The sequence below is a fragment of the Tenacibaculum lutimaris genome, assembly GCF_003610735.1.
Lineage (GTDB): Bacteria > Bacteroidota > Bacteroidia > Flavobacteriales > Flavobacteriaceae > Polaribacter > Polaribacter lutimaris.
Map to the genome: position 1 here is coordinate 355638 of NZ_RAQM01000006.1, position 20202 is coordinate 375839.

Sequence of the window (20202 nt, forward strand, 5' to 3'; positions counted from 1 at the left end):
GTATGAAGAAATCACTTTTAGAAAGAAATAATGACTTAGCAAACACGCAACACCAACTTAAAATCTTATCAAACGGAGTTTTTGCTGATGGTGAATTACCTACGTTTGCAAAAAAACTCAAAGAAACCAATCAGTTTCCTTTACGTCCTAAAAAATTAGAAATTCTTCAAATTAATTTAGGATACATGTGTAATCAAGTTTGTGCACATTGTCATGTAGATGCAGGTCCTGATCGAAAAGAAATCATGACCAAAGAAACCATGGAGCAATGTTTAGAAGTGATTCGAAAAACCGGAGCACACACGTTAGATTTAACTGGTGGCGCACCGGAAATGAATCCAAATTTTCGATGGTTTGTAGAAGAAGCTTCCAAAGCAGGAATTAACGACTTTATTGTGCGCTCTAACTTAACAATCATCAGAGCGAATAAAAAATATCACGACTTACCTGAATTCTTCAAAAAACATAACGTACATGTAGTTTCTTCAATGCCGCATTGGACTCGTGGAAAAACTGACAAACAACGTGGTGATGGTGTTTTCGATAAATCAATAGAAGCTTTAAAAATGCTTAATGAGGTTGGCTACGGAATTGAAGGAACTGGTTTACAGCTAGATTTAGTCTACAATCCGTCAGGAGCTTTCTTACCAGGAGATCAAGTTGCTTTAGAAAACGATTTTAAAAAGGCCTTAGATGAAGATTTCGAAATCTCATTCAATAGTTTATTTGCCATTACCAATTTACCTATCAGTCGATTTTTAGATTACCTAATTGCTTCTGAAAATTATGAAGACTATATGTATTCATTAGTAGAAGCCTATAATCCAATGGCTGTAGAAAATGTCATGTGTACCAATACACTATCGGTAAGTTGGGACGGATATTTATACGATTGTGATTTCAACCAAATGTTAAACCTGAAAGTAGCCAGTAAGTTGCAGCATATTTCTGAATACAACGAAGCATTGTTGCAAGACAGGAATATTATCATCAATCAACACTGCTATGGTTGTACTGCTGGTGCAGGTAGTAGTTGCCAAGGATCTGTAGCATAACACATTAATTCCGAAACACCTTTACAAACAATATGCCCTTACTGCCTAAGTCAAAAAATCTTCTTCTAATATTTACTCGAAACCCTGAATTAGGTAAGGTAAAAACACGTTTAGCTAAAACAACTGGAGACAAAGCTGCGTTAGATATTTATAAATTCTTATTAGAACACACTAAACAAGTCACCCAAAATTTATCTTGCGACAAAGCTGTGTACTACTCAGTAAAAGTTCGTGAAAATGATATTTGGGATGCTTCAGTATATCAAAAGCACCTGCAAGATGGAAACGATTTAGGTATACGAATGCACAATGCCTTTCAACAAGCATTTTCTACTGGATATGAAAAAGTAGTGATTATTGGTAGTGATTTGCCCGATTTAACTTCCGAACACATCAATAAAGCTTTTGAAAAACTCAACTCAAACGATGTTGTTATAGGTCCTGCTGAAGATGGCGGTTATTACCTATTAGGCATGAAAAAACTACATGCTAACATTTTTCAACATAAAGACTGGGGAACCTCAACTGTTAGAAAAGACACCTTAAACGATTTACAAAACGAATCAGTACATTTGTTAGAAACCTTAAATGATGTAGATGTTTTTGACGACATCAAAAATAACCCAGTATTCAATCAATTTTTAAACTAACCGTCATTACAAGGAAGTATACGACCGAAGTTATCTATCTCGAAGTCATAACTTAAAGATTGCTTCGCTATCGCTCGCAATGACAAACACAATATAAAATGCAAAAAAAACAACAACTACAAGAAACACAAGAATTTCTTCAACATAAAGGAATTACCAACCCAGAAATAGGAATTGTTTTAGGAACAGGTTTAGGAAAATTAGTAGACGAAATTACCATAGAGCAGGAAGTACCGTATGCTGATATTCCACACTTTCCACAAGCAACGGTAGAATTTCACTCCGGAAAGTTAATTTACGGAACCTTATCGGGTAAAAAAGTAGTGGTTATGTCTGGGCGTTTTCATATGTATGAAGGATATAATTTATGGGAAGTTACCTATGGTATTAGAACCATGCACGCATTAGGTATTAGAACTTTGTTAGTTTCTAATGCTGCAGGCGCTATCAACCTTTCTTATAAAAAAGGAGATCTAATGCTATTGGAAGATCACTTGAATTTACAAGGAGGTTCTCCCCTAGCCTTTAAAGGAGCAAACGAGTTTGGGAATATTTTTGCCGACATGTTAGAACCGTATTCAAAAAAATTGAACACTCAAATGAAAGCTATTGCTAAAACTAACGACATAGACCTAAAAGAAGGTGTATACGCAAGTGTTGTAGGTCCGCAATTGGAAACTAGAGCTGAGTATAGAATGTTACAAATTTTAGAAGTAGATGCGGTAGGAATGAGTACCGTACCTGAAGTAATTGTAGCAAAACAACTCAACATTCCGTGTGCAGCCGTTTCGGTATTAACCGATGAGTGTGACCCAAAAAACTTACAACCTGTAGATATTACCGAAATCATTGAAGTTGCTGGAAAAGCAGAACCAAAAATGATTACGCTTTTTAAAGAATTGATTACTAATTTATAGAAGCAAGACTATTAGACTCAAGAACCAAGACAAACAATACAAGTCTTTATTCTTTTATCTAACAGCGAAGCGGTCTTTAATCTTAAAAATATGAGTTACTTAGAAACCACCAAAGATGTATATAAAGAAGCGGCCTTAACTCCAGATGTTGGTTTATGCTGTACAACAAACCCTATTTGGGAATTACCTGGATTAAAAATTCCTAAAATTATGCAAGAAATGAACTACGGATGTGGTTCTACTGTGCATGCGCGCGACTTAACCAACAACCCTAAAATATTATATGTAGGTGTTGGTGGCGGAATGGAGTTATTACAATTTGCGTATTTCTCACGTCAGAAAAACGGAGTGATTGGAATCGATGTGGTAGATGAAATGCTAGAAGCTTCTGAAAAGAATTTCGTTGAAGCAGAAGCTCAAAATCCTTGGTTTAAAAGTGAGTTTGTTGATTTACGAAAAGGAGATGCGTTACACTTGCCTGTAGAAGATAATTCGATTGATGTGGCTGCTCAAAACTGTTTATTCAACATTTTTAAAGCTGAAGAACTAAAAAAAGCCATTACTGAAATGTACCGTGTATTAAAACCTCACGGACGTTTGGTAATGAGCGACCCTACCTGTGAGCAACCAATGAACGAAACCTTACGTAACGATGAGCGTTTGCGTGCCTTATGTTTAAGTGGTAGTTTACCTATTGCTGAATATGTTAAAATGTTGACTGATGCTGGTTTTGGAACCATTGAAATTAGAGCGCGTAAACCGTATAGAATTTTAGACCCTAAAAATTATCCTACCGATGAATTGATTTATATCGAATCGATTGAAGTAGCAGCGATTAAAGATCCGATGCCTGCTGACGGACCTTGTGTGTTTACAGGAAAAGCTGCCATTTACTTTGGTGATGAAGATTATTTTGATGATGGCGCAGGACACACCTTATTAAAAAACCAACCGTTGGCTATTTGCGATAAAACAGCCGCCGCTTTAAAAGCGTTGGGAAGAGACGATATATTTTTCTCAGAATCTACCTATCATTACGATGGTGGTGGGTGTTGTTAAACAGCTAGTTGTTATCTTTAAAATGTTATCTTTAACTTAAAAATGAAAAAATTCAATAGAATGATTGAAATAGTTCTGATTTGTTTGGGTGGCATTATTACAATAGGACTCTCTATAAACAGTATAATTAAAAGTAATAATCAAGAACAAGAGCTTAAAGATAAAACTAACAAAATCATTGAGTTACAAGAAGCTCTTCGAGAAAAATCAGAAATTCAGATAAAGAATTTAGAAAAACTCAATAATCCCATACCTAAAGAATTTGAAATATCTTTTTTTTCATCAATAAAAGCAGACTCTATCGAATTCAAGCAACTTCAGAAGGCTGCAAGTAAAAATGGAAACCATCTACCCGTAAGTAGAAACAACAAAAAAATTGAACGGTTAAATAAACTGAAAGATGCTCAGATTATTATTGAAATAGTTTTTAGAAATAATGAAAAAGAAATGACTGTTAGATTTGATCAAACACCAATACAATTTGTAGGGTTTAATACCAGTCTAACTAATAACAATACATTTCTTATGGGAGTTGCTCCAGAATCAATACATTTTATTGGTTCAAATTTAAGTACTAACAATATAGTTACTAATTACGACTCTCCTTCTCTAGTTGACTTTAAAAATTGTGATGTTACTTTTAAAATCGAATTAGGGTTTCCTAATTTATATAAATTAGGCGAAAAATATACTTCACTCTACACAATAAGTAACCAAAATGACATCAATTTTTCTCTTGAAAAAGTTATTTTAGAAAGCACAAAAATTAAAATTGAAGTTTCATCCTTTAAAGAAGAGGGGAAAAACTTATTTAAAAGTCAATGGAAAAATTAATCATATATTTTTTATTAAGTTTTTGACCTTATAATTAAATTTTTTTCTTTTCATTTTTTTAATCCAAAGTAAATCAAAACCACAATTTTACCAACTAGTATTCGTTTTTAGTACAATGAAAACATTGAAAGAAATACAACTTCAACTTAGAGAAAACAAAAAACTACTCCTTGTGTTAAAGTATGCAACAGGCTTAATGCTGTTTGGAATTCTTTTAGTAGTACTATTATTCTCCTTAGTGTATTTTGAGGTGTTTGGTAAATTACCCAACAAAAAAGAGTTAACATCTGTTATCAACGAAGAAGCTTCTTTAATCTATTCATCAGACGAGATACTTATCGGAAAAATATTCGCTGAGAATAGAACCAATGTCAAATTAGAACAAATTCCGAATCATTTAAAAGAAGCTTTAATAGCTACAGAAGATAAACGATTCTATTCACACAACGGATACGATGGTCAAAGTTATGCCCGCGTTTTCTTTAGAAGTATTTTACTACAAGATGCCTCAGGTGGTGGTGGTAGTACGATTACACAACAATTAATTAAAAACCTCTACGGAAGGCAATATCATGGTTTTTTGAGCATGCCTATTAATAAAATAAAGGAACTCATCATCGCTAGTCGAATGGAAAACCTATATAGCAAAGATGAAATCTTATTGTTGTATTTGAATTCGGTTCCTTTTGGAGAAAATAATTTCGGAGTAGAATCTGCTGCTAATCGATTTTTCAACAAATCAGTCAACGAATTAAACATCGAAGAATCAGCTGTATTAGTGGGAATGTTAAAAGCCAACACCTATTACAATCCGAGATTAAATCCAGAAAATGCTAAAAAACGTCGTAATACGGTGCTTCAATTAATGAACAACGAAGCGTATTTAAGTAATGAAGTTACCGATAGTTTACAAAAACTACCTATTACACTCAACTATCATAACCTTGATATAAATACAACAGCGGGTTATTTTACCTATCAGGTAAAGAAAAAAGCTACTGAACTTATAAAAAAGAACAATGAAGCTTCCAACAGCAACTATAACTTAGAAACCGACGGATTAAAAATTCATACAACGCTGAATTATGAGATTCAAAAGATTGCGGAAAAATCTGCTAAGGAACAGCTCATCATCAAACAACAACAATTAGACAAAGAATTAGCTTCAAACAGACTAAAAAATAGATGGTTAAAAAAGCAACAATTCACAGAAAAAGATAAACAAAAGAGAACTATTCAACTTTTTGATTGGGACAGTACAAAAACAATTACTGGTAACAAAATGGATAGTCTTTGGTATTATGATAAAATGCTGAATGCATCTGTATTAGTTACGAATCCGAAGAATGGAGCAGTAATCAGTTGGGTGGGTGGAAATAATTTTAACACACTTCCTTTTGATATGGTGTTATCGCACCGTCAAATAGCCTCAGCTTTTAAACCATTTTTATATGCTACAGCGTTGGAAAATGGAATTTCTCCGTGTGATTATTTTGAAAACGAAGAAAAAACCTATCCTGAATACGATAACTGGAAGCCACAAAATGCCGACCATAGTACCACTCCTGATAAAAAAATTGCCATGTGGTATGCCCTAATTAAATCGATGAACATTCCTAGTGTTAACCTTTATTTTAAACTAGAAAAAGAGTGGCTTATCGACACTTGTGAAAAATTATTGTTCCCTGAAATTAACGACGATGCTCCTTCTATTGCTTTAGGAACGTTAGATTTATCACTATTTGAAGCCACAAGAGCTTACGGTACATTTGCTAATAATGGTGAAATGAACGATTTGTATATGATTAGCAAGATTACCGATAAAAAAGGGAATATCATTTACGAAAGCGAAAAGCAAAAGACAAAAAGAGTATTTACAGAAGAAAGTACACAAACATTAACTACCATTTTACAACAAGCTGTAGAACAAGGAACAGGATCTAAAATAAGAAGTACTTATAAAATTAAAAGTCCGTTAGCCAGTAAAACAGGTACTGCTCAAAACTATACCAACGCTTGGTTTATGGCATATACATCAAATATTGTTCTCGGAACTTGGGTAGGAACTTCTAAAAACGACATACATTTTACTAGTGGAAATGGTTCAGGCTCTTCTTTAGCGCTGCCAATTGTTGCTAACATTCTTAAAGAAATGGAAAATAATCCTGAATTAAGAAATAAATATTTAACCTCTTTTGATATTCCAGAAGAAATATCTTCCTCAATCGACTGTCCTCCCTACAGAGAAAAAGGAATTAAAGGTTTTTTCAACAGACTTTTTGGAAAGAAAAAGGAAGAAAACTAACCTAGGCAAACAACGTAGCAAAAGCTTCTTCAATCTTACTAACTAAAATCAGTTTTATCGAATGATTTTTACTAGTAATCTTGTTGTATTTTGAGGTTACAAACGTTTTATATCCTAACTTTTCAGCTTCGGTAATACGCTGATCTATCTTGGAAACAGGTCTAATTTCACCAGCTAAACCAACTTCAGCAGCAAAGCACACATCCGGATTGATGGCTAAATCTTGATTTGATGATAAAATAGCAGCAACTACAGCTAAATCGATTGCAGGGTCATCTACATGAATTCCTCCCGTAACGTTTAAAAACACATCTTTTGCTCCTAATTTGAAGCCCGCACGTTTTTCTAACACCGCTAAAATCATGTGCAGACGTTTTAGGTTATATCCTGTAGTAGTTCGTTGTGGCGTTCCGTAAACTGCTGTTGAAACCAGGGCTTGAATTTCTATCATCAACGGACGAATTCCTTCCAAAGTTGACGCAATCGCTGTACCACTTAAATCGGCATCTTTTTTTGAGATTAAAATTTCTGAAGGGTTGGAGACTTCACGTAATCCATCTGATAACATTTCGTAGATTCCTAATTCTGCCGTAGAACCAAAACGGTTTTTTTGCGAGCGTAAAATTCGATAAGTATGATTTCGGTCTCCTTCAAATTGTAACACCACATCTACCATATGCTCTAAAATCTTTGGTCCTGCAATATGCCCTTCTTTATTAATATGACCTATTAACAATACCGGAGTAGCGGTTTCCTTAGCAAATTTGATGAGTTCTGCGGAAGTTTCTCTTATTTGCGATATACTTCCTGGGGAAGCTTCAATAGTATCCGTATGTAAGGTTTGAATAGAGTCTATTACCAATACATCGGGCTGTACTTCTTCTATATTTTTAAAAATCTGCTGGGTATTGGTTTCGGTAAGAATTAAACAATTAGGATTTTTACCTTCTATACGTTCCGCACGCATTTTTATCTGCGATTGACTTTCTTCTCCAGAAACATAGAGTACTTTTTGTGGAATTTGTAAGGCGATTTGTAACAATAAGGTTGATTTACCAATTCCAGGCTCTCCTCCCAGTAACACAACAGCTCCTTTCACCAATCCACCACCCAAAACTGTGTCTAATTCTTGATTCTTCGTTCCAAAACGCTCTTCTGGATTCAGTTGAATATCTTCAACTCGTAAAGGCTTCGCTACTCTTTTTTGTGAGTTTGATGGCGATTTCCAATTTCTTTTTTCTTCTTTTTGAATTACCTCTTCAACAATGGTATTCCACTCTTTACAAGAGCCACATTGTCCCACCCATTGCGCATGTTGTGCTCCACAGTTTTGACAGAAAAAAGTTGTTTTGGTTTTTGCCATTCTATTTGTAAGATTTACTTACAAAGAAAAGAAAACTATTTGTTTTTATTGTAGATAGGTAATAGTAAAAATGCCAATCCACCGAAGACAATAATCATAGCCGTTTGAGCAGTCCACATAATCCAGCCAAAAGCAGTTGATGGTTCTTCTGCGATTCCAAATAATGCTAAGGCACCAGCTACAGCTACAGGATACAATCCTATTCCTCCGTTAGTAGCAGCAATTGCAAATCCACCAGCGATAAACCCAATTAAAACACCACCTAAAGGAACTTGTAAACCTTCAATTGCTGGTATAGTTGCCCAAAACATTAACACATACATTACCCAAATAAATACAGTATGAAAAATGAATGCCCACTTGTTTTTCATCTTAAAAATACTAGTAACACCTTCTACCAGCCCTACTACAAAATTTTTAATTTTCAAACCAATACCCGATTCTGCTTTTTTTACTGAACGTGTAAAAACAACAAAGGCTACAACTAAGAGTGCTAAAAGGAGCATTATTTTAGTTGGATCGAAATTTTTAGTCAGTAATTGATAAATAAAGTCGAATTGAACAAATAAGGTAATCGCAACAATACTCAACATCATTAGCAAATCTGCCATTCTTTCGGCAACGATAGTTCCAAAACCTTTTTCAAATGGAATATCCTCGTAATTTGTCATTACCGCAGCTCGTGATACCTCTCCTGCTCTTGGCACTGCATAATTTACCAAGTACGCTACTAAAACAGCCATGGTGCTATTACCAAAATCTGGTTTATACCCCATAGGTTCTAGTAGAAACTTCCAACGATATGCTCGGGATAAGTGACTTAAAATTCCGAAAAATAGCCCTAAAGCTATCCATGAGTAATTAGCATCTTTAAAATACTGTAATAAAGTAGCTACAGATACTTTTGATAGTGAATACCAAACTAAAAAACCTCCCAAAATGAGAGGTAATGCTATTTTTATGATTTTTTTTGCTGATAAACTCAAACTATTCTAACAGGTTATTTTCTTCGTTAGGAAATACTAATTGTGGTTTAAATTTCTTCGCTTCTTCCAATTCCATAAAAGCGTATACGATTAAGATAAGTACATCTCCTTTTTGAACTCTACGTGCTGCTGCACCATTTAAGGTAATCTCTCCACTTTTTCTTGGACCTGGAATTGCGTACGTTTCTAAACGCTCTCCATTATTGTTATTTACAATTTGAACACGTTCACCTTCAATAATACCTGCTGCATCCATTAAATCTTCATCAATGGTGATACTTCCTATATAATTTAAATCCGCATTAGTTACTTTAACACGGTGTATTTTAGATTTTACTACTTGTACTAACATGCTGCAAAAATAGCTGTTTTTTAATGAATACTAATTTGTTTTTTGATGATTTTAACATTGTTAAAAACTTTACCTGAAGTTTCAACTTCAATGGTTTATGCTATTTATTCAACCTGATATTATCAATCAAACGAATATCTCCTGCAAAAACAGCTATAAAAGCGCGATACTTTTTATCTGGTTCTATTATTGTTACCGTTTCTAAAGTTTTTTCATTTGCTATGGTAAAATACTCGAGCTCTAGCAACGGATGTTTTTTGAACTGTTTTTCTACCCATTTGGTCAACTCTTCAGGATTTTTTGCACCAAATTTCTTTTTTGCCTTTTTTAAAGTTTTATAAATAAAAGGAGCTGCCTCACGATGTTCTTTAGTTAGTCGTACATTTCTAGAACTCATAGCCAACCCATCTTCTTCTCTAAAAATCGGTCTTCCTTTTATCTTTACAGGTAACTTATATTTTTCTACTAACTTCTTAATTATTTGTAATTGTTGAAAATCTTTCTTTCCAAAATACGCAGTATCTGGCTCAACAATTTCAAATAAGGTTTTTACAATTGTACCTACTCCATCAAAATGACCTTCTCTAAATTTTCCTTCCATTTGATACTCTAAACCATCAAAATCGAACTTTTCTGAGGTCACATTTTCAGCATAAATTTCTTCTACTGAAGGGAAAAACAACACATCACAATTAACCGACTCTAGTAAAGCTACATCGTTATCGTATGTTTTAGGATATTTAGCTAAATCCTCCTTATTATCAAACTGAGTTGGGTTTACAAAAACACTTACAACAGCAAGGTCGTGCTTCTTTTTTGCTTTTTTTATAAGTGACAAATGCCCTTGATGTAAAGCTCCCATTGTTGGGATAAATCCGATAGACTTTTTATCATCTTTTTGAGTTGATAAAAACTCTTTTAATTCGGATTTTCTTGTGAAAATTTTCATTGTTATTTTATTGAAATGCATGCAAAATTAGCAATTTAACACGATTTTTGCATTAAATTTCGTATTTTTGCACCTTCAATAAAAGAGACCGATTTAATGAAGGATAAGAGAATTTTATATGTTTCGTCTGAGGTTACCCCTTATTTACCAGAAACAGAATTATCGTCTACCGCATTTAACGTTGCCAAAAATGCACATTCTAAAGGAATTCAAACCCGTATTTTCATGCCTCGCTTTGGGGTAATTAACGAGCGAAGGCATCAATTACATGAAGTTATTCGACTTTCGGGTATGAACTTAATTATTAATGACATGGATATGCCTTTGATAATTAAAGTTGCCTCTATTCCTAAAGAAAGAATGCAAGTGTACTTTATTGACAATGATGAATATTTTAAGCGTAAAGCAGTTTATTCTGACGAAGATGATAAGCTTTTCGAAGATAATGATGAGCGTATGATCTTCTTCGCTAAAGGTGTTGTTGAAACCGTTAAAAAGCTAAACTGGGCTCCAGATATTATTCATGTTCACGGATGGATGGCCTCTTTATTACCTCTATATTTAAGAGAATATTATAAAGAAGAACCTTTGTTTGCAGAAAGTAAGATTGTAACTTCGCTGTACAATAGTGATATTGAAGATTTAAATAACGAAATGGCAAACAAAGTTCGTTTTGATAAAATCGAAGAATCGAAAGTAACAACGATAGAAACGCCAAGTCATTTAAATATTTTAAAAAGCGCTATTGAAAACTCAGATGCTGTTATAAAAGGTAGTGAAGTTTTACCAGACGAAATTGAAACTTTTATTGAAGAAACAAATGCAAAAGTGTTAGACTTCCAATCTGAAGAGACTTTAACCGAAGCATATTTAGAATTTTATAAAGAAAACGTTTTAGAATTAAGCGAATAATGATTAGAAAAATTGGGGTACTAGGTATTAGCCTGTTATGTTTTACAGCTATTACATCATGTGAAAAAGATTTTAGCGAAGTAGGAACAAATATTATTACAAACGATAAATTTGAAACAGGAGAAATTTTATTAGATGTTGAAATCACTCCTATAGACCTTCAAAATGTTCAAGCTGATAACATCAATGCTAGTATTAGTGATTATTGGCTAGGTGTATATAACAATCCTAACGGAAAAAAAATTGAAGCTTCTATCGTTTCTCAACTGGGTTACATTTCTGGTTTAAAAACTCAAGAAAATGTAGTAGATGGAGATACTATTTTTAACTTGGATAAAGTAATTTTAAAATTACCTTACCAAGCCACAGCAAAAACATCTGGTGGGGTAACTAGTTATAAATTAGACTCCATATTAGGAGATCCTAATACTGCAGTAGATATCCAAGTACTACAAAACGAAACGTTTTTAAACACCTTAGATCCTTTGGATCCTACAAAGAAAAATTCTTTCTTTTCTGATGCCGAATATTTAGGAAATACTGTTTTAAATGAAAATAGCACTCCTTACAGTTTTAAACCTAAAGCCTCGGACACTATTTTTAAATTCAATAGAATTGACAGATCTATTTCTTTAGCTAATACAACCACGTACGAAGACACATTAAGAGTTTACAACGCTCAAGGAGCTAATATTCCTTTTTTAGCTATTCCTTTAGACCTTACAACAATGAAAAGTATTTTCTGGGATGAATTCGAAAACACTTCATTTTCTTCCAAAGACGACTTCGATGAATATTTTAAAGGGGTAAAAATTATAGCATTTGGTAATAATGGAGCAATGGCCCCTTTCAACTTAGCCTCTACCCCAACACCTTCTGTAGATTTTTATTACACTAAATCTGTCTTAGAAGCTGGTAACGTTAAAGATACTATTCAGAGTAAATATACTTTTCCTTTATCAGGCATAAGAAATAGTATCTATAAAATGTCTCCAATAGCAATGCAGTCTACCGCTAATAAATTTGTTATTCAAGGAACTGCAGGTAGTTCTGCTGAGATTAAAATTTTAGACAACGCAAAAGTTCAAGAATTAAAAGCAAACAACTGGTTAATTAACGACGCTTCTCTTACTTTTTATGTGGATCAAACCATCAATACCGAAGCTAATATTATTCCCCAACAACTATTCTTATACCAAAATAAAGATAACGGAGCAGGAGAAATAACTCCTACCCATGTTTCAGATGCTTACAATGAAACAGGTACTTTTGGAGGAAGACTTATCTTAGCAGAAGATGAAATTCCTGAAAAATACACCTTTAGAATCACTAACTATATTACTAATTTATTAGCTGGAGAAGATGGCTTCACTACTGAACCATTGGTATTAAAAGTGTACAATCCTACAGATTTTCCTACTACAAATAGTACTGGAGGAGTTAACACAAACGTAAAAACATACAATTGGAACCCTAGAGCAGTAACTTTATTAGACGGAAGTGAAACTGCTAATGGAACAAAAAGAGCTGTTTTAAAAATATCATATTCAAAAGAAAAATAAGAAATTGTTATGTGTGGAATTACAGGTTATATAGGTCATAGAGATGCTTATCCTATTGTAATCAATGGTCTAAAGCGTTTAGAATATAGAGGGTATGATAGTGCAGGAATCATGATGTATGATGGAAAAACAATGCACCTGTCAAAAACTAAAGGAAAAGTTTCTGATTTAGAAATAATTACCAATAAAGAAGAAGAGCGAAAAGTTGGGAAAATAGGGATAGGACACACACGTTGGGCTACTCACGGTGTGCCTAATGATGTAAACTCACACCCTCATTTTTCTCAATCTGGTGATTTAGTTATTGTTCATAATGGTATCATTGAAAATTATGATACCATTAAAAAAGAACTAATATCAAGAGGTTACGAATTTAAAAGTGATACAGATACAGAAGTTTTAGTAAACCTTATTGAAGAAGTTAAAAAAAGTGAAGGCTGTAAACTAGGTAAAGCTGTTCAAATTGCCCTAACTAATGTAATTGGAGCTTATGCAATTGCTGTTTTCGATAAAACTAAACCAAATGAGTTAGTAGTAGCTCGTTTAGGTAGCCCAATCGCTATTGGAGTTGGAAAAAACAACGAAGAGTTTTTTGTAGCTTCTGATGCTTCTCCTTTTATTGAGTATACCAAAGATGCTATTTACCTTGAAGATGGTGAATTAGCTATCATTAAAAAAGATAAAGGAATTAAAGTTCACAAGATTGAAAACGATAAAGAAATCGATGCGAACATTCAAAAGTTACAGCTAAGCTTAGAGCAGATAGAGAAAGGTGGGTATGACCACTTTATGCTAAAAGAAATTTACGAGCAACCTAAAGCCATTATCGATACGTATAGAGGTAGAATGTTAGCTAACGAGGGAATTATCCGAATGGCTGGTGTTGATGATAATATGTCTAAATTTTTAAATGCAGACAGAATTATTATTGTTGCTTGTGGTACGTCTTGGCATGCAGGGCTAGTTGGCGAGTATCTTTTTGAAGATATGGCTCGTATTCCCGTTGAAGTAGAGTATGCTTCTGAATTTAGATATCGTAATCCTATCATCACTCCAAATGATGTTGTGATTGCTATTTCTCAATCAGGAGAAACTGCAGATACTTTAGCAGCCATTAAATTGGCAAAATCTATGGGAGCTTTCGTATTCGGAGTTTGTAATGTAGTAGGTTCTTCTATTGCTAGAGAAACACATGCTGGAGCATATACTCATGCTGGACCAGAAATTGGAGTAGCTTCTACAAAAGCATTTACAACACAAATAACCGTACTTTCTTTAATAGCTTTAAAATTAGCGCAAGCTAAAGGAACTTTATCTACATCAGCTGTAAACACTTATTTACAAACAATGCAGCAAATTCCTGCGCAAGTAGAGAATTTATTGAAAATTGATGCTCAAGTTAAAGAAATAGCAGCTGTATATAAAGACGCTAAAAACTGTTTATATTTAGGTAGAGGTTTTAACTTCCCTGTTGCTTTAGAAGGAGCCTTAAAATTAAAAGAAATCTCTTATATCCATGCTGAAGGGTACCCTGCAGCAGAAATGAAACACGGGCCTATCGCATTAATTGATGAAAATATGCCTGTTTTCGTAATTGCAACTAGTAGAGGTCATTATGAAAAGGTAGTAAGTAACATCCAAGAGATTAAATCAAGAAGCGGTAAAATTGTGGCTATTGTTACTGAAGGCGATGAAACTGTTAAAGAAATTGCAGATCATGTGATTGAAATCCCTGATACTGAAGAAGCATTTACACCTTTATTAACCACAATACCACTACAGCTATTATCATATCACATAGCTGTAATGTTAGGTAAAAATGTAGATCAACCAAGAAACTTAGCAAAATCAGTTACAGTAGAGTAACAAATTGATTTTAATTCAAAATATAAATCCTGAGAAATTCTCAGGATTTTTTTTATGCTTATTTTTAAAATTTAAAAAGTTTATAACCTAAAACTAACCTTACTAATTAATAATTATTCTTAAAATTTCTGAATAAAATTAACAACCAAAACAGAAAGCAAGTAATTAATTGAAAAAAGATAAATAGAATGAATAAAAAAGACAACTTTTCTCAATATTAACTACATGTAAACTACCTTAAAACTTCTTATTCTTTTACCATTAAACAATATTTTATTAATCAATGAAAAAGATCTAGATTACTCATTTGCAATACTTTTACTACATCAAACTTTAATTCATAAACTTAAAAAAAAACTCTAAATCTCTAAAAAATGAAAAAGTTATTCGTATTAGTATTCGTTACCTTAATGAGCACTTCAGTATTTTCTACAAACGAAAATCCTTCTAAAAAAGAAGAAATCAGAACTAAAATTGTTGAGTTACTAGGTAACCCAAACTTTATCCTTGATGAGGAAGTAAAAACTACTGTTGAATTTTTAATTAATAAAAACGGTGAGATTGTTATATTGAACGTTAACTGTAATACTGAACAAATTTGTCAGTATGTAAAAAGCAGGTTGAACTATAAATTGATTAGTAAAAAATCAACATTAAAAAATAGCTTTTATAAGATGCCCTTAACCATAAAGAGCTCTTTAAAATAGCACATTTTCATTCCCCTAGTAAAAAATAAAACCTCATAGATATCTATGAGGTTTTTACTTTATATATGTGCAATTTATTACACAGCTCCTTGATCTAACATTGCATCAGCAACTTTAACGAAACCTGCAACATTTGCTCCTTTAACATAATCAACATATCCACCTTCTTGTGTACCGTACTTAACACAAGCTTCGTGAATATTATTCATGATTGAATGTAATTTAGCATCCACCTCTTCACGAGTCCAAGATAAACGTAATGAGTTTTGAGACATTTCCAATCCTGAAGTAGCAACTCCACCAGCATTAGATGCTTTTCCTGGTGCAAATAATATTTTTGCCTTTTGGAATACTTCGATCGCTTCTGGAGTAGAAGGCATATTCGCTCCTTCAGCAACACAAATACATCCATTAGCAACTAAAGATTTAGCCTCTTCACCATTTAACTCATTTTGAGTTGCACAAGGTAATGCTACGTCACATTTAGTTCCCCATGGTCTTTCTCCGGCAAAAAACTTAGCTGATGGGTATTGGTCTACATATTCACTAATACGTCCACGCTTTACATTCTTTAACTCCATTACAAAAGCTAATTTTTCAGCATCAATACCTGCTTCATCATAAATATATCCTGAAGAATCAGACATTGTAACTACTTTTGCTCCTAATTGAGTTGCCTTTTCTGTTGCATACTGTGCCACATTACCAGATCCAGAAACCACCACAGTTTTTCCTTCAAAAGAATCTCCTTTAGTTTTTAACATGTTTTCAGCAAAATATACATCTCCGTAACCTGTAGCTTCAGGACGAATTAACGACCCTCCCCAAGTAGCTCCTTTACCTGTTAAAACACCTGTAAATTCGTTTCGTAAACGTTTGTACTGACCAAACATGTAACCAATTTCACGACCTCCAACACCGATATCTCCAGCAGGCACATCCGTATCAGGACCAATATGTCGTGCTAATTCAGTCATAAAAGATTGACAAAATGCCATAACTTCACGATCAGATTTACCTTTAGGGTTAAAATCAGACCCTCCTTTACCTCCACCCATTGGTAAGGTAGTTAATGAGTTTTTGAACACTTGTTCAAACCCTAAGAATTTTAAAATTGATAAGTTTACTGATGGGTGAAAACGTAAACCTCCTTTGTAAGGACCGATAGCCGAGTTAAATTCTACTCTATACCCTCTGTTTACTTGAGTTTCTCCGTTATCATCAACCCAAGGCACTCTAAACATAATAGTACGCTCAGGCTCTACCATACGTTCTAATAACTTTTTACCTTGATATTTTGGATTGTTTTCTATAAACGGAATTACTGTTTCTGCTACTTCATGTACAGCTTGCAAAAACTCTGGTTCATATGCATTACGTTCTTTAACGTAATCCATAAATGCATTTATTTTAGATTCCATAAATTTAGTTGTTCTGTATTTTTTTAATTTTACTATACAAATATAATTAATTTACTATTTTTTAATTTCCATTTCATTGGTTATTTTCTTTGTTTTACTAGTACTACAGTAAACACTCTTAAATTCTCTTTTATTTTAACAAAAAAACGTAAATTTGCCACTTAACTTTTGGATAGATTATGTTAGACAAGGTAAAAGAATTGATTGGAGAGGTAAATGCTTTTAATACTACTTCAAAAGAAGAAATTGAAGCATTTAGAATTAAATATTTAGGAAGCAAAGGAATTTTAAAGGATTTATTTGCTGAATTTAAGAATGTACCTAACGACCAAAAGAAAGAATTTGGTCAAACTATCAATTTACTTAAAACTTCTGCTGAAGATAAAGTAAACACTTTAAAAGAGGCTATAGAAAATGCTGTTGAAGAAAAAGGTGTTTATGGCGATTTAACACGTCCATCAGAGCCAATTAACTTAGGTTCGCGCCACCCAATTTCATTAGTAAAAAATCAAATTATCGAAGTATTTAACCGTATTGGTTTTACTGTTTCTGAAGGACCGGAAATTGAAGATGATTGGCATAACTTTACTGCCTTAAACTTACCAGAATATCACCCAGCACGTGATATGCAAGATACTTTCTTCATTGAAAAGAATCCTGATACTTTATTAAGAACACATACCTCATCGGTGCAAGTGCGCTATATGGAAAACAACGAACCTCCAATTCGTACAATTTCTCCAGGGCGTGTGTTTAGAAATGAAGATATTTCTGCACGTGCACACTGTATTTTCCACCAAGTAGAGGGATTATACATTGACACTGATGTTTCTTTTGCTGACTTAAAACAAACCTTATTATACTTTACCAAAGAAATGTTTGGTAAATCTAAAATACGTTTACGTCCGTCATATTTCCCATTTACTGAGCCTAGTGCTGAAGTAGATATTTATTGGGGATTAGAAACTGAAACCGATTACAGAATCACCAAAGGAACTGGTTGGTTAGAGATTATGGGATGTGGTATGGTAGATCCTAATGTATTAAAAAACTGTAATATCGATCCAACTAAATATAGTGGTTATGCCTTCGGAATGGGTATTGAGCGTATTGCAATGTTGTTATACCAAATTCCAGATATTCGTATGTTCTACGAAAACGACAAGCGTTTCTTAGAACAGTTTAAATCTGTTATTTAATTTTAATAATTTGATTAAGAACACTCTTATTTTACTTGTTTCAAGTATCGGATTAATTATTTTAGGATTCAATGCTTTCTTTGAATTTATTCCTTTTGAAAGTCAAAGAGTTAAATATATTATTATACTAATACTCTTAATAATTAATTTTATTTTTTTAATTAAGAAAACTAACAAAGACATAAAACAATAGTTTCGAAATGAAGAAAGATATTGAAATCCCTAAGGTAACAGATGTAGAAATAGCCGTTGTTTTAGAAACAAATGAAATCGATAACAAAGAGGATTGGAATGTATACATTCTTAACAAGAAAGATGTTGATTTAGAAATGGTAGTTATTGTTTCTCAAGGATTCTCAGACACTAAAACCACTTCTGTTTTCCGAAGAAAAATAGACATGCTTCCTGCAAATAGTTATCAAAAGTTTGAGTTAATGCAACCTGAGTTATTTGATTTAGACAATCGTTTTCAGGTAACTTTCTTTGAAAACAACAGACTACATGACAAAACCTTTATTTTTCAAGCCGAGACTATTCAAGAGGGCTTTTTAAGAGATATTGAATTCTTAGGAAAAAGAGGAATTGTTTGTAAATAAAAATTCACAATAGAACGATAGTTGTTAATTCACAGCTATCGTTCTTTTTTTACTATCACTTTTTAGTATTTTCGTAAAAATCCTATTTCATGTTTTTAAACATTCAAGACTTAGTTGCACAATTTTCTTCTTGGGTATGGGGAATTCCCTTACTAATTTTATTAATTGGTGGTGGTTTATATCTATTCATCTATTCAGGGTTGGTTCCTTTTAGATATATAGGACATGCCATTGCTATTTTAAGAGGGAAATATGATAAAGCCGATTCTCCTGGAGATTTATCGCATTACGAAGCTTTATCTTCTGCCATTGCAGCAACAGTCGGAATGGGAAATATCAGTGGTGTTGCCATTGCTATTGCAACAGGTGGACCAGGAGCTATTTTTTGGATGTGGGTAAGTGCTTTTGTTGGTATGGCTACTAAGTTTTTTACCTGTAGCTTGTCGGTTATGTATCGTGGAAAAGATGAAGATGGAAACGTAAAAGGTGGACCAATGTATGTTATTACTGAAGGACTTGGAAAAAAATGGAAACCCTTGGCTATATTTTTCTCAACTGCTGGGTTGATAGGAACGTTGCCTGCTTTTCAAGCAAACCAACTTACACAAACACTAGTAGATGTTTTTCAAGTACACGAAACCAATCATTTTACTGCTAAATTATTATTAGGTATCTCCACTGCTATTATTGTAGCTATGGTGATTTTTGGAGGAATTAAACGAATTGGTAGTGTTGCAGGAAAATTAGTACCAGTAATGGTTGTGGTTTATTTACTTACTGTTTTAACAATATTGTTTTTACGGTTAGAACAAGTTCCTGCTATTTTTTCTTTAATTTTTGAAGATGCTTTTTCAGGAAAATCTGTTTTAGGAGGTGCTTTAGGAGTTTTGATAATCACTGGAGTAAAACGTGCTGCGTTTTCTAACGAAGCAGGATTAGGTACTGCACCTATGATGCACGGAACAGCTAAAACAAAAGAGCCAATTCGAGAAGGATTGGTTGCTATGTTAGGACCAGCTATTGACACCTTGTTAGTTTGTTCTTTAACTGCATTAGCTATTTTGGCTTCAGGAGTTTGGAAAGGTTTTAAAGGTAACGGAATTTCTATGACTTTAGCTGCATTTGATGCTGTGCTTCCTCACAACATAGGAAGTGTTATTTTAACCATTTGTGTATTGATTTTTGCTTTTTCAACCCTATTCACCTACTCTTTTTACGGATTTAGTTGTTTAAGTTTTTTAACCAATACCAAAATTGGAAAATCATACAACTACATTTATATCATTACTATTGTAATTGCCTCTATTATAAAATTAGACTTTGTAATTAACTTAATTGATAGCGCCTATGCCCTAATGGCAATTCCTACTGTACTTTCAACACTAATTTTAGCACCAAAAGTAAAAAGAGAAGCTACAAAGTATTTTCAGAATTTAAAAATGAATGAGTTTTAGCACCATTTCTGAAAA

At 33.3% G+C, this 20202-nt stretch carries 18 protein-coding genes; 13 read left to right on the forward strand and 5 right to left on the reverse strand.

Annotated features, from left to right (window positions below; translation table 11 throughout):
* Positions 1 to 2: 2 nt before the first annotated feature.
* The 6 genes from arsS (at position 3) to C8N26_RS01770 (ending at position 6820) form a co-directional block, all read left to right on the forward strand.
* Entirely contained in the window at positions 3 to 1055 is a 1053-nt protein-coding gene (gene arsS, locus C8N26_RS01745; RefSeq protein WP_120185761.1) for an arsenosugar biosynthesis radical SAM (seleno)protein ArsS, read from the forward strand.
* Between the two features lie 32 nt (positions 1056 to 1087).
* On the forward strand, positions 1088 to 1705 hold the full coding sequence (locus C8N26_RS01750; RefSeq protein WP_120185762.1) for a TIGR04282 family arsenosugar biosynthesis glycosyltransferase: 618 nt from the start codon (positions 1088 to 1090) through the stop codon (positions 1703 to 1705).
* 98 nt (positions 1706 to 1803) lie between these two features.
* A complete protein-coding gene (locus C8N26_RS01755) occupies positions 1804 to 2622 on the forward strand; it encodes a purine-nucleoside phosphorylase (protein WP_120185763.1) in 819 nt (272 codons plus the stop codon).
* Between the two features lie 90 nt (positions 2623 to 2712).
* Positions 2713 to 3681 carry an arsenosugar biosynthesis arsenite methyltransferase ArsM gene (gene arsM / locus C8N26_RS01760; protein WP_120185764.1) on the forward strand — a complete coding sequence of 323 codons (969 nt, stop codon included), beginning with the start codon at positions 2713 to 2715 and terminating at the stop codon, positions 3679 to 3681.
* Between the two features lie 42 nt (positions 3682 to 3723).
* Entirely contained in the window at positions 3724 to 4515 is a 792-nt protein-coding gene (locus C8N26_RS01765) for a hypothetical protein (protein WP_120185765.1), read from the forward strand.
* Positions 4516 to 4630: 115 nt separating this feature from the next.
* Positions 4631 to 6820, forward strand: a complete 2190-nt coding sequence (locus C8N26_RS01770; RefSeq protein ID WP_120185766.1) for a transglycosylase domain-containing protein — start codon at positions 4631 to 4633, stop codon at positions 6818 to 6820.
* A gap of 1 nt (position 6821) precedes the next feature.
* Here the strand turns inward: C8N26_RS01770 and radA are convergent, their stop codons facing one another.
* The 4 genes from radA to panC form a co-directional block, all read right to left on the reverse strand.
* Positions 6822 to 8183 (reverse strand): DNA repair protein RadA, encoded by a 1362-nt coding sequence (gene radA, locus C8N26_RS01775; protein ID WP_120185767.1) that lies wholly within the window; start codon positions 8181 to 8183, stop codon positions 6822 to 6824.
* Positions 8184 to 8218: 35 nt separating this feature from the next.
* Entirely contained in the window at positions 8219 to 9169 is a 951-nt protein-coding gene (locus C8N26_RS01780) for a lysylphosphatidylglycerol synthase transmembrane domain-containing protein (RefSeq protein WP_120185768.1), read from the reverse strand.
* A gap of 1 nt (position 9170) precedes the next feature.
* Positions 9171 to 9521: an aspartate 1-decarboxylase gene (panD, locus tag C8N26_RS01785; RefSeq protein WP_028891458.1), complete on the reverse strand. Its 351-nt coding sequence runs from the start codon at positions 9519 to 9521 to the stop codon at positions 9171 to 9173.
* A gap of 100 nt (positions 9522 to 9621) precedes the next feature.
* Positions 9622 to 10470: a pantoate--beta-alanine ligase gene (panC, locus tag C8N26_RS01790; RefSeq protein WP_120185769.1), complete on the reverse strand. Its 849-nt coding sequence runs from the start codon at positions 10468 to 10470 to the stop codon at positions 9622 to 9624.
* A gap of 96 nt (positions 10471 to 10566) precedes the next feature.
* On the opposite strand from panC, the gene C8N26_RS01795 reads away from it, so the two are divergent.
* The 4 genes from C8N26_RS01795 (at position 10567) to C8N26_RS01810 (ending at position 15517) form a co-directional block, all read left to right on the forward strand.
* Positions 10567 to 11382 (forward strand): glycogen/starch synthase, encoded by an 816-nt coding sequence (locus tag C8N26_RS01795; RefSeq protein WP_120185770.1) that lies wholly within the window; start codon positions 10567 to 10569, stop codon positions 11380 to 11382.
* The gene (locus C8N26_RS01800) at positions 11382 to 12944 is read left to right on the forward strand and encodes a DUF4270 family protein (protein WP_120185771.1); all 1563 of its coding nucleotides are present in this window, start codon (positions 11382 to 11384) and stop codon (positions 12942 to 12944) included. The genes C8N26_RS01795 and C8N26_RS01800 overlap by 1 nt, the downstream gene beginning before the upstream one ends.
* A gap of 9 nt (positions 12945 to 12953) precedes the next feature.
* Entirely contained in the window at positions 12954 to 14810 is a 1857-nt protein-coding gene (glmS, locus tag C8N26_RS01805) for a glutamine--fructose-6-phosphate transaminase (isomerizing) (RefSeq protein ID WP_120185772.1), read from the forward strand.
* A 374-nt stretch (positions 14811 to 15184) separates the two neighbouring features.
* Positions 15185 to 15517 carry a hypothetical protein gene (locus C8N26_RS01810; protein ID WP_147418470.1) on the forward strand — a complete coding sequence of 111 codons (333 nt, stop codon included), beginning with the start codon at positions 15185 to 15187 and terminating at the stop codon, positions 15515 to 15517.
* A 77-nt stretch (positions 15518 to 15594) separates the two neighbouring features.
* Here C8N26_RS01810 and gdhA read toward each other — a convergent pair whose 3' ends face one another.
* Positions 15595 to 16938, reverse strand: coding sequence for an NADP-specific glutamate dehydrogenase (gene gdhA / locus C8N26_RS01815; protein WP_120185773.1), 1344 nt, complete (start codon positions 16936 to 16938; stop codon positions 15595 to 15597).
* A 179-nt stretch (positions 16939 to 17117) separates the two neighbouring features.
* Between gdhA and pheS the strand changes: the two genes are divergently transcribed.
* From pheS to C8N26_RS01830, 3 genes are all read left to right on the forward strand, one after another.
* Positions 17118 to 18137 carry a phenylalanine--tRNA ligase subunit alpha gene (pheS, locus tag C8N26_RS01820; RefSeq protein ID WP_028891465.1) on the forward strand — a complete coding sequence of 340 codons (1020 nt, stop codon included), beginning with the start codon at positions 17118 to 17120 and terminating at the stop codon, positions 18135 to 18137.
* A gap of 200 nt (positions 18138 to 18337) precedes the next feature.
* Positions 18338 to 18733: a hypothetical protein gene (locus C8N26_RS01825; protein WP_120185774.1), complete on the forward strand. Its 396-nt coding sequence runs from the start codon at positions 18338 to 18340 to the stop codon at positions 18731 to 18733.
* Between the two features lie 89 nt (positions 18734 to 18822).
* Positions 18823 to 20187 (forward strand): alanine/glycine:cation symporter family protein, encoded by a 1365-nt coding sequence (locus tag C8N26_RS01830; protein WP_120185775.1) that lies wholly within the window; start codon positions 18823 to 18825, stop codon positions 20185 to 20187.
* Positions 20188 to 20202: the final 15 nt, after the last annotated feature.

What these genes read in the sequence shown, in the direction of transcription:
- panD (WP_028891458.1), bottom strand. Translation starts at nt 9,521, where the DNA reads ATGTTAGTACAAGTAGTAAAATCTAAAATACACCGTGTTAAAGTAACT.
- arsM (WP_120185764.1), top strand. Translation starts at nt 2,713, where the DNA reads ATGAGTTACTTAGAAACCACCAAAGATGTATATAAAGAAGCGGCCTTA.
- pheS (WP_028891465.1), top strand. Translation starts at nt 17,118, where the DNA reads ATGTTAGACAAGGTAAAAGAATTGATTGGAGAGGTAAATGCTTTTAAT.
- C8N26_RS01830 (WP_120185775.1), top strand. Translation starts at nt 18,823, where the DNA reads ATGTTTTTAAACATTCAAGACTTAGTTGCACAATTTTCTTCTTGGGTA.
- C8N26_RS01770 (WP_120185766.1), top strand. Translation starts at nt 4,631, where the DNA reads ATGAAAACATTGAAAGAAATACAACTTCAACTTAGAGAAAACAAAAAA.
- C8N26_RS01795 (WP_120185770.1), top strand. Translation starts at nt 10,567, where the DNA reads ATGAAGGATAAGAGAATTTTATATGTTTCGTCTGAGGTTACCCCTTAT.
- radA (WP_120185767.1), bottom strand. Translation starts at nt 8,183, where the DNA reads ATGGCAAAAACCAAAACAACTTTTTTCTGTCAAAACTGTGGAGCACAA.
- C8N26_RS01750 (WP_120185762.1), top strand. Translation starts at nt 1,088, where the DNA reads ATGCCCTTACTGCCTAAGTCAAAAAATCTTCTTCTAATATTTACTCGA.
- C8N26_RS01755 (WP_120185763.1), top strand. Translation starts at nt 1,804, where the DNA reads ATGCAAAAAAAACAACAACTACAAGAAACACAAGAATTTCTTCAACAT.
- C8N26_RS01800 (WP_120185771.1), top strand. Translation starts at nt 11,382, where the DNA reads ATGATTAGAAAAATTGGGGTACTAGGTATTAGCCTGTTATGTTTTACA.
- arsS (WP_120185761.1), top strand. Translation starts at nt 3, where the DNA reads ATGAAGAAATCACTTTTAGAAAGAAATAATGACTTAGCAAACACGCAA.
- gdhA (WP_120185773.1), bottom strand. Translation starts at nt 16,938, where the DNA reads ATGGAATCTAAAATAAATGCATTTATGGATTACGTTAAAGAACGTAAT.
- C8N26_RS01825 (WP_120185774.1), top strand. Translation starts at nt 18,338, where the DNA reads ATGAAGAAAGATATTGAAATCCCTAAGGTAACAGATGTAGAAATAGCC.
- C8N26_RS01810 (WP_147418470.1), top strand. Translation starts at nt 15,185, where the DNA reads ATGAAAAAGTTATTCGTATTAGTATTCGTTACCTTAATGAGCACTTCA.
- glmS (WP_120185772.1), top strand. Translation starts at nt 12,954, where the DNA reads ATGTGTGGAATTACAGGTTATATAGGTCATAGAGATGCTTATCCTATT.
- C8N26_RS01765 (WP_120185765.1), top strand. Translation starts at nt 3,724, where the DNA reads ATGAAAAAATTCAATAGAATGATTGAAATAGTTCTGATTTGTTTGGGT.
- panC (WP_120185769.1), bottom strand. Translation starts at nt 10,470, where the DNA reads ATGAAAATTTTCACAAGAAAATCCGAATTAAAAGAGTTTTTATCAACT.